Below are 7,567 nucleotides of genomic sequence, written 5' to 3'. Positions count from 1 at the left end.
GCCGACATCTTCAAGTACGACATCCCCGCCATGCCCGTGGTGGACGAGCACGGCACCCTGCTCGGCATCGTCACCACCGACGACGCCTGGGACGCCATCGAAGACGACGTGGCCAGCGACAAGACGAAGATGAGCGCCCTGTCCATCGCCGGCATTACCGTGGCGGTGCTGCTGGGGCTGTTCCTGTACTCCCTTATCCTGCTGCAACTGGCCGGCTCGCTGCATATCGGCGGCCTGCACTACTAGGCGAGGGAGGCGATACCCGTGAACGCGAAGAAGCGCGAGATGACCACCGGCGCGGCCGCCCCGTCCCTGACCGCCAACGAGCACGCCATGGCCCAGGCCGCCTCCGAACTGGCCGAGAGCGGCATTCCCGCCGGCGAGCAGCCGGGCGCTGGCGCCAAGCGCGGCCCCAACCGCCTGCTGCTCATTCTGGCGGCCATGGGCCCGGGCATCATCACGGCCATGGCCGGCAACGATGCCGGCGGCATCTCCACCTATTCCACGGCCGGCGCGAACTTCGGCTTCGCCACCCTGTGGGTCATCCCCATCATGTGCGTGCTGCTCATCGTGGTGGAGACCACGGCCGGACGCATGGGCGCCGTCACGGGCAAAGGCTTCGCGGCGCTCATCCGCGAGCGCTTCGGCATTCGGCTCGCGGCCTTCGCCATGCTGGCCCTGCTCGTGGGCAACGTGGCCACCACCTTCTCGGAATTCGCCGGCATCGCCAGCGGCATGGAGATGTTCGGCGTGTCGAAGTACATCTCGGTGCCCGTGGCGGCCCTGGCCGTGTGGCTGCTCGTGGTGGGCGGCTCCTACAAGCGGGTGCAGAACGTGTTTCTGGCCCTGTCCCTTGTGTTCATCACCTACATTGTGGCAGCGTTCCTGGCCCAACCGAACTGGGCCGAGGCGGCCCACGATACCGTGGTGCCCACGGTGGTGGGCGACGCGAGCTTCATCTCCCTGGTCATTGCCATGATCGGCACCACCATCGCTCCCTGGATGATGTTCTTCACCCAGAGCAACGTGGTGGAGAAGGGCCTCACCACCAAGGATCTGTTCTCCCAGCGCGTCGATGCCGTCTCGGGCACCATCGCCGCCTGCATCGTTGCCTGGTTCATCATCGTGACCACGGGCGCGGTGCTGTTCCCCGCGGGCATCTCCATCGATTCGGCCGCCGACGCCGCCGCGGCACTCGCCCCCTTCGCCGGCCCCTACGCCGAGGCCCTGTTCGCCGTGGGCCTCATCGCCGCGTCGTTTCTGGCGGCCTGCGTGCTGCCGCTGACCACGGCCTTCGTCATCTGTGAGGCCTTCGGCTGGGAGGCGGGCGTGTCCTTCAAGTGGCGCGAGGCCCCCACGTTCAAGTCCATCTTCACCTTCGTGATCGCGTTCTCGGCCATCGTGGTGCTGCTGCCCGACGTGAACCTGCTGGCCATGATGCTGACGGCCCAGTTCGTCAACGGCGTCATCCTGCCCATCCTGCTGGCGTTCATGGCCATCATCTCGGCAGACAAGCGCATCATGGGCGAGCACCGTTCGCGCCGCCTGTCGAAGGTGCTGCTGTGGGCCACCGTGGGCGTGGTGGCCATCCTGACGGCGGCGCTCTTGGTCATGCAGGGGCTGGGGCTGGCCTAAGGGCACCCGAGCCCTTCGTCGGCCACGCTACTGCGCCTTCTTTTCTTACGTGGCGGCAACGTATGCGAATCGGCCTGCTCATCGTTTGGTACAACCCTTGTATTAGCACTTCACCCATCGCATACTGCAAGTGTCGAAGGCAAAAGAGACCGCTTTCGGCACACCCGCGGGTGACGTCCGCCGACGGTTTTTGTCGGTTGCGGCCGTCGGTGTGGTGCGAACTGCAGACCCGTGGGCGTCAATACGTAAGGAGGCTGCAGTGCAACTCAAAGCATCGACCGATTATGGACTGCGTGCCGTTCTGTACCTGGCCGCGCAGGGACAAACCTGCTCGTCGAAGGATATCGCCCAGGATATGTCCATTCCCCGCGACTATCTGATTCAGCTCGCCCAGCTTTTGCGCAACGCCGGCATCATTGAGGCGCGCCCCGGAAAGCACGGCGGCTATCGGCTGGCCAAAGATCCCTCGAAGATCACCCTGCTCCAAGTGGTGAACGCCCTTGACGACGACGCCAAGGACACCACCCGCGCCCGCCGCAAGGACCGCGCCGGCGCCCCTATGGTCCAGGGCATCAAGCGGGCCTACAACCTCGTGCTGGACGGTTACGACGCCTACTTCGACAGCATTACGTTGGAGATGCTGCTCGATTGCTCCCGCGACGAGAAGATGGGCAAGGAATTCCTCGCTGGTCGCCTCATCGCCGAGAGCCAGCGCCTGCTGGCCGAGGCCGCGGCCGTGGCCTAAGGGCTCCCGAGCAGAACAGGGCTCGCCAAGCACCTTCGGCTCGCCCCTTGCGCTCGCTTCCCGCCGCGCGCTGTCCGTACCACTCAACGAAAAAGGCTCCCCGCAGGGAGCCTTTTTCACGATCGGGAACCGAAGGGGTGGCAGCGGCGCCGGGGTATGCGGGCGCCGCACCAGCGCTGAGCCAAGTGGCGGCGCCGGGCCGCTAGATCACCGGCCCCGCCGCGCCGAGCCGCCTTAGCGGCTATTCCGCCTTCGCGGCGCGCTTCTTTCCCTCTTCCATCTTGGTGAGCACGAGCACGGCCACCACGATGAGCACGAGGCCCAGGCCCAGGGAGATCCAGGGGGTCTTGGTGAAGCCGGCAATGAGGTAGCCCACGAAGCAGATGACCATGACCAGGGTGGCGTAGGGAATCTGCGTGGCCACATGGCGCAGGTGGTTGCACTTGGCGCCGGCCGAGGACAGGATGGTGGTGTCGGAGATGGGCGAGATGTGGTCGCCGTAGACCGCACCGGCCAGAGCCGAGCCCACGGCCACGAGGAACAGCGGGTCGTCGGCAGCGAACACGCCGATGATGATGGGCAGGATGAGCGCGATGGTGCCCCAGCTGGTGCCCATGGCAAACCCGATGAACGCCGCCACGAGGAAGATGACGGCCGGCAGCAGGTCGAGGCCCACACCCAGGCCGTTCAGGAAGCCGGACACGAACTCGCCGGTACCGAGCAGGTAGCGGCAGCAGCCGCCGAGAGACCAGGCCAGCACGAGGATCATGATGGCGCCGATCATGGAGCGCACGCCCTCGGACATGGCCTCCACGAAGCCGCCGAGGTTCATGAGCTTGCGGGGCAGGAACATGGCCGCCGCCACGCACAGCGCCACCACGGCGCCGATGCACAGGCCCATGACCGGGTTCTCGCCCACGGCCGTGGCAAAGTCCACGCCGCTGAAGAAGCCGCCCATGTACATCATGCCCAGAATGGAGAACACGATGAGCACGAGGATGGGCACGATGAGATCCCAGATAGTGCCGCGGTCGGAGATGTTGAGGCCCTTGTACTCCTCGATGGCGCCGGCGGCCGCGTCGTCCACGTCGCCCTCCTCGGTCACCACCGTGGGAATGTTGGGCGCACCTTCCAGATCGACCTGGGCCTTGTCGGCGATGCGGGCCAGAGACACGGCCTCGAGCTTCGAGCCGGCCGCCGGAATGCGGTCGTTGACCGCATCTTCCGCCGCCGCCATGGGGCCGAAGTCCTTCTGGATGATCAGCATGAAGAACACGAAGAAGATGGTGAGCAGCGCGTAGAAGTTATAGGGGATGGAGGCCACGAAGGTGTTGAAGCCGTCCTCGCCCATGTAGCCGCCCACGGCCACCGCCCACGAGGATACCGGCGCGATAATGCAGACCGGGGCCGCCGTGGAGTCGATGATCCAGGCGAGCTTCTCGTGGCTGACGCGGAACTTGTCCGTCACCGGGCGCATGACGGCGCCCACAGTGAGGCAGTTGAAGTAGTCGTCCACGAAGATGATGATGCCGAGCAGCGCCGTGAGGATCGAGGCGGCACGGGCGTTCTTCACGTGCGTGGTCACCCACTCCGCATAGGCACGGGAGCCGCCGGCCGTGGCGATGACCACAGTAAGCGCTCCCAAAAGCGCAAGGAATAACAGCAGCGCCCCGTTGCCGGCTATTTGCTCGGCCATCATCTGGGGCACCATGGTGAACGAGGCCACCAGCTGCTCGCCGCCCACGCCGTTCAGCGTGAACTGGTAGATCACCATGCCCGTAAAGACGCCCACGGTCAGCGAGGAGTACACCTCCTTGGTGATGAGAGCCAGGACCAGCGCCAGAATCGGCGGCACGATGGACCACAGCCCCGTGGCGATGAGATCGAATCCTTCCATGACCTTCCTTCCTTAGGGGCCGAGAGCATGACACCCGCGCAGGCACCCGGGAAACGAGCCGGTTGCGGTCCTTCTCCGCGACGACAACCCCTGCAAGGTGCCCTGCCCTCGGCCTTCTGGTGACAGAACGCCCTAAGTATACCCAAGTTGGTAAGAAAATGCGCCGTGAACGGGCCGGTTTGCACCCCCTAACGACGGAATGCCGCCCGGGAGGGGCGGCATTCCGCAAAGGGAGGGCGATACTCGGTCTCTTCCCTGAACTTCCTGAGCTTCCGGAGCGACCCTTAAGCCTCGGGCGCGACCTTGGCCTCAAGCTCGCCGCCGGTGAAGTCGACGAGCTGGCCGCGGGCCATGCGGTCCTTGGCGAAGTAGCGGTTGCAGTCCATGTAGTCCTCGGGCAGGTCGGGATAGCCCTCCGTCGCCGTCAGAATACGGGCCTGGGAGGGGCAGTCGGGAATGCACTGGCCGCAGCGGACGCAGGCGGCATCCATGACGCACAGGCCATCATCGCCGAAGGTGATGGAATGCATGGGACAGCGCTCCAGGCACTTACCGCACTTGATGCAAGCGTCGCCATCGTACTGGAGCGTGTAAGCGCTGAAGAACTTCCCCTGATCGCCCTGGCCGTTCTTGCCGCGCCATGCCATGAGGTTGCCGCAGCTCTCGGAATGGCAGCAGCAGATGATGTCGGCGTTCTTCGCGCAGATGGATTCCACCACCATGCCCTTGTCAATGATGTCCTCCACGATGGCGATGGCCTCGTCCTGGGTGATCTGCTCGCCGATGCCGGTCTCCATGAAATACTCGGCCATGTCGCCCAACGACAGGCAGGTGCGGTGGGGGTGCTCGTCGGGATGGGGCACACCGAGCGCGTCCCACATGGTGCGGCACTGGCAGGGGGACACGGTGATGGTCTTGTTGCGGCGAATGAGGGCCCGCCAATCCTGGAAGGGCTGCAACTGGTCCTCGGCTACCACGTCCACGCTGATGGGATAGGTGCGGAACAGGGGGAAGGTGGTGCCGTTCTCGCCGTTGGGGTCCATGCCGGTGATACCCTGGGTATCGAACTCGGCCACAGCGCCCTCCACGCCAGAGAAGTGGGCCAGCAACTCGTTGAACTCCCAAAAACCGTTGATGTAGGGAATGAGGGCGTAATGGGGAAGACCGCCCCGGTTGGTGCGCCAGATGAGGCAGCGATCGGCCTGGTCGTCCAGAATCTGCTGGCAGGTCTCTTCGTCGAAGCCGGTGGCCGCCATGTAGTCGCCCGTAGTGAACATGCGGTGCATGGGCATCTTCAGGTAGTTCTCGGCATCTTCCTCCGACCACAGGTACATGATCATCTCGTAGCCGGTCTCATCGGGAATGGAGCCGATGCCGTTGCCGATGCGGTTGATGCGGTTGCGCATGCGCACGTACACGGCGGGAATCACCGTGCCGTCGGGGCGCACCGCCTCGGTCACCTCATCGGTCTCGGCCATGACCTGCTCGAGCAGGCTATCGCTCTTGGAGGGATCGACCCACGCCCCATCGGTGGTGGAGATGCCCGTGGGCGCAGCCGCTCCCTCGCCGGCCCCCTCGGCAGCCCCCGCCGTCTCGGAGAGCTTCTCGTCGGCCGGCGCGGCAGGCGCCGTGCTGCAACCGGAGAGCAACATGGCCAGGGGCATGACGCCCATGCCGAAGGCGGCGGCCCCCTTCAGGAAATCGCGGCGGCGCATGCCGTTGGGCATAATCTCGTCTTCCAAGGCCCTCAGTTCTTCCTTGTTCATGGTCTTCCTCCTCACGGGGGCGCCCCCCCTTGCGATCACGGGCGCGATAGCTGCATTCTAGGCATCGGGAAAGACCGCCGTAAATAGACAGATGCGGGGCGATTGTCTAGGGCCGCGCCGCCCCTTCCCCACAAGGGGGAACCCGGCGGTCATCTATACTTTGGGAGAAAAGAGCCCAGGGGGAATAGGAGTGGGCCGTGGAAGACCGCGAAGCTGCAACGGCTAAGGAGCGCTATGTGGAGGCGCTCTTTCGCCTGAGCGAGACGAAGTCCATCAACAAGATCACGGTGACCGACATTCTGCGCGAGACGCACACGGCGCGCCAGACGTTCTACAACAACTTCCGCGACATCAACGACCTGATCGCCTACGTGTTCGTGTACCACTTCGAGCGGAACTACGACATCTTCAACACGCGGGAGGGATCCCTGGAATCGCTTCGGTTCGTCCGGGAGCATCGGGCCTTCTTCCGCCAGATTCCCCATCACACCGGCCAGAACAACTTCCACGAGACCCACGACCGCATGCTCAAGCAGGGGTACTACAAGCTCGTCTTCCAAACGGAGCATCCCCCGGCCGACGACCCGCGCAAGGCCCTCATCGACGCCTACGTGTACGGCTGCACTAACCTGTTCCTCGACTGGTGCGCCAGCGATATGACCGAGCCGCCCGATGATGTGCTCGTAGACGTGTACTGGTCGACCAAACCCGATTTCATTCCCATGATCGTACCGCCCTGCGCCATGACAAACGAGGTGTAGCGGCGAACCCCTGCCGCTCCAGCGCAGCAGCCGCCCGGGCTCACGCGCTGCAAGGCTGGGGAATGGCCTCGATCTTGCTGATGGAGAGCTCGTTGCCGCTGATGAGGTGATAGTCGCGATCGGCCCCGCAGCGGGGACAGGTTTGGGAGAGCCGGTCTTTGAAGTCCAGGTTGAACTCTTCGCCGCACCCATGGCAGCGCACCCGATAGGGCACCGGGTGGATAATCACCCGGGCGTGCTCGGCCACAGTGCCGCGGGCCAGGAACTGGAACAGTCCCTCGAACAGGTCCACCACGATGTCGCGGGCCTCCCCCACCACGATGTGCACGGCCGTCACCTCGGCGGCCCCGGCCGCCTCGGCCTCATCCACCACCACTTCCATGATGTTGCGCACCAGCGCCATCTCGTGCATAACCCCTGCTCCTCTCCTGCTGCGGATCCCAGGCTCCTTGACGGAACCTCGTAAAGCCCCGACACCCCTACTGCTCGCACCCGGGCGCTCTGCCCTGATTTTACGCAGGTGAGCGCCTTGCGGCAAATAGACAACTTCGCATCCATTGTCTACTGGCAGCCGCTGTCCGTCAGAACGCCAACCCCCATGGCCGAGAACGCGGAATGCCGCCCGAGGGGACGGCATTCCGCAGGGGGGTGTCTCTATAGTCTTGTCAACCCCTTGGCTGGCTCGGGGCGGCGGCGATTCGGGCGCACCGAGCCAGGCCCCCTCCGGGGCCCGCGGCCCGGGCGGCGCCTATGCGGCGGGCTC

The 7,567-nt window shown here is 64.9% G+C and carries 7 protein-coding genes; 4 read left to right on the top strand and 3 right to left on the bottom strand.

Annotated elements, in window-relative coordinates; translation table 11 throughout:
* From ACTOXK_RS11780 to ACTOXK_RS11770, 3 genes are all read left to right on the top strand, one after another.
* A partial coding sequence (locus ACTOXK_RS11780) for a CBS domain-containing protein (protein ID WP_482279975.1) occupies positions 1-246 on the top strand: 246 nt, incomplete at its 5' end.
* Between the two features lie 87 nt (positions 247-333).
* Entirely contained in the window at positions 334-1,635 is a 1,302-nt protein-coding gene (locus tag ACTOXK_RS11775; RefSeq protein WP_482279336.1) for an NRAMP family divalent metal transporter, read from the top strand.
* A 259-nt stretch (positions 1,636-1,894) separates the two neighbouring features.
* Positions 1,895-2,380 (top strand): Rrf2 family transcriptional regulator, encoded by a 486-nt coding sequence (locus ACTOXK_RS11770; protein ID WP_482278699.1) that lies wholly within the window; start codon positions 1,895-1,897, stop codon positions 2,378-2,380.
* 241 nt (positions 2,381-2,621) lie between these two features.
* On the opposite strand, the gene ACTOXK_RS11765 is transcribed toward ACTOXK_RS11770, so the two are convergent.
* Both ACTOXK_RS11765 and ACTOXK_RS11760 read right to left on the bottom strand, forming a co-directional pair.
* Positions 2,622-4,277, bottom strand: coding sequence for a Na+/H+ antiporter NhaC family protein (locus ACTOXK_RS11765; protein ID WP_482278698.1), 1,656 nt, complete (start codon positions 4,275-4,277; stop codon positions 2,622-2,624).
* Between the two features lie 284 nt (positions 4,278-4,561).
* The gene (locus tag ACTOXK_RS11760) at positions 4,562-6,043 is read right to left on the bottom strand and encodes a 4Fe-4S binding protein (protein WP_482278697.1); all 1,482 of its coding nucleotides are present in this window, start codon (positions 6,041-6,043) and stop codon (positions 4,562-4,564) included.
* Positions 6,044-6,240: 197 nt separating this feature from the next.
* Here ACTOXK_RS11760 and ACTOXK_RS11755 point away from each other — a divergent pair, with 197 nt between their 5' ends.
* Positions 6,241-6,804, top strand: coding sequence for a TetR/AcrR family transcriptional regulator C-terminal domain-containing protein (locus ACTOXK_RS11755; protein ID WP_482278696.1), 564 nt, complete (start codon positions 6,241-6,243; stop codon positions 6,802-6,804).
* A gap of 40 nt (positions 6,805-6,844) precedes the next feature.
* Here the strand turns inward: ACTOXK_RS11755 and ACTOXK_RS11750 are convergent, their stop codons facing one another.
* Positions 6,845-7,216 (bottom strand): hydrogenase maturation nickel metallochaperone HypA, encoded by a 372-nt coding sequence (locus ACTOXK_RS11750; protein WP_482278695.1) that lies wholly within the window; start codon positions 7,214-7,216, stop codon positions 6,845-6,847.
* Positions 7,217-7,567: the final 351 nt, after the last annotated feature.

The sequence above is a fragment of the Adlercreutzia sp. genome (genome assembly GCF_056795635.1).
This window is presented reverse-complemented; position numbering and strand designations above follow the sequence as displayed.

Bases quoted from the DNA above. Each gene is read 5' to 3' on its own strand.
- ACTOXK_RS11765 (WP_482278698.1), bottom strand. From the start codon at position 4,277: ATGGAAGGATTCGATCTCATCGCCACGGGGCTGTGGTCCATCGTGCCG.
- ACTOXK_RS11750 (WP_482278695.1), bottom strand. From the start codon at position 7,216: ATGCACGAGATGGCGCTGGTGCGCAACATCATGGAAGTGGTGGTGGAT.
- ACTOXK_RS11775 (WP_482279336.1), top strand. From the start codon at position 334: ATGGCCCAGGCCGCCTCCGAACTGGCCGAGAGCGGCATTCCCGCCGGC.
- ACTOXK_RS11760 (WP_482278697.1), bottom strand. From the start codon at position 6,043: ATGAACAAGGAAGAACTGAGGGCCTTGGAAGACGAGATTATGCCCAAC.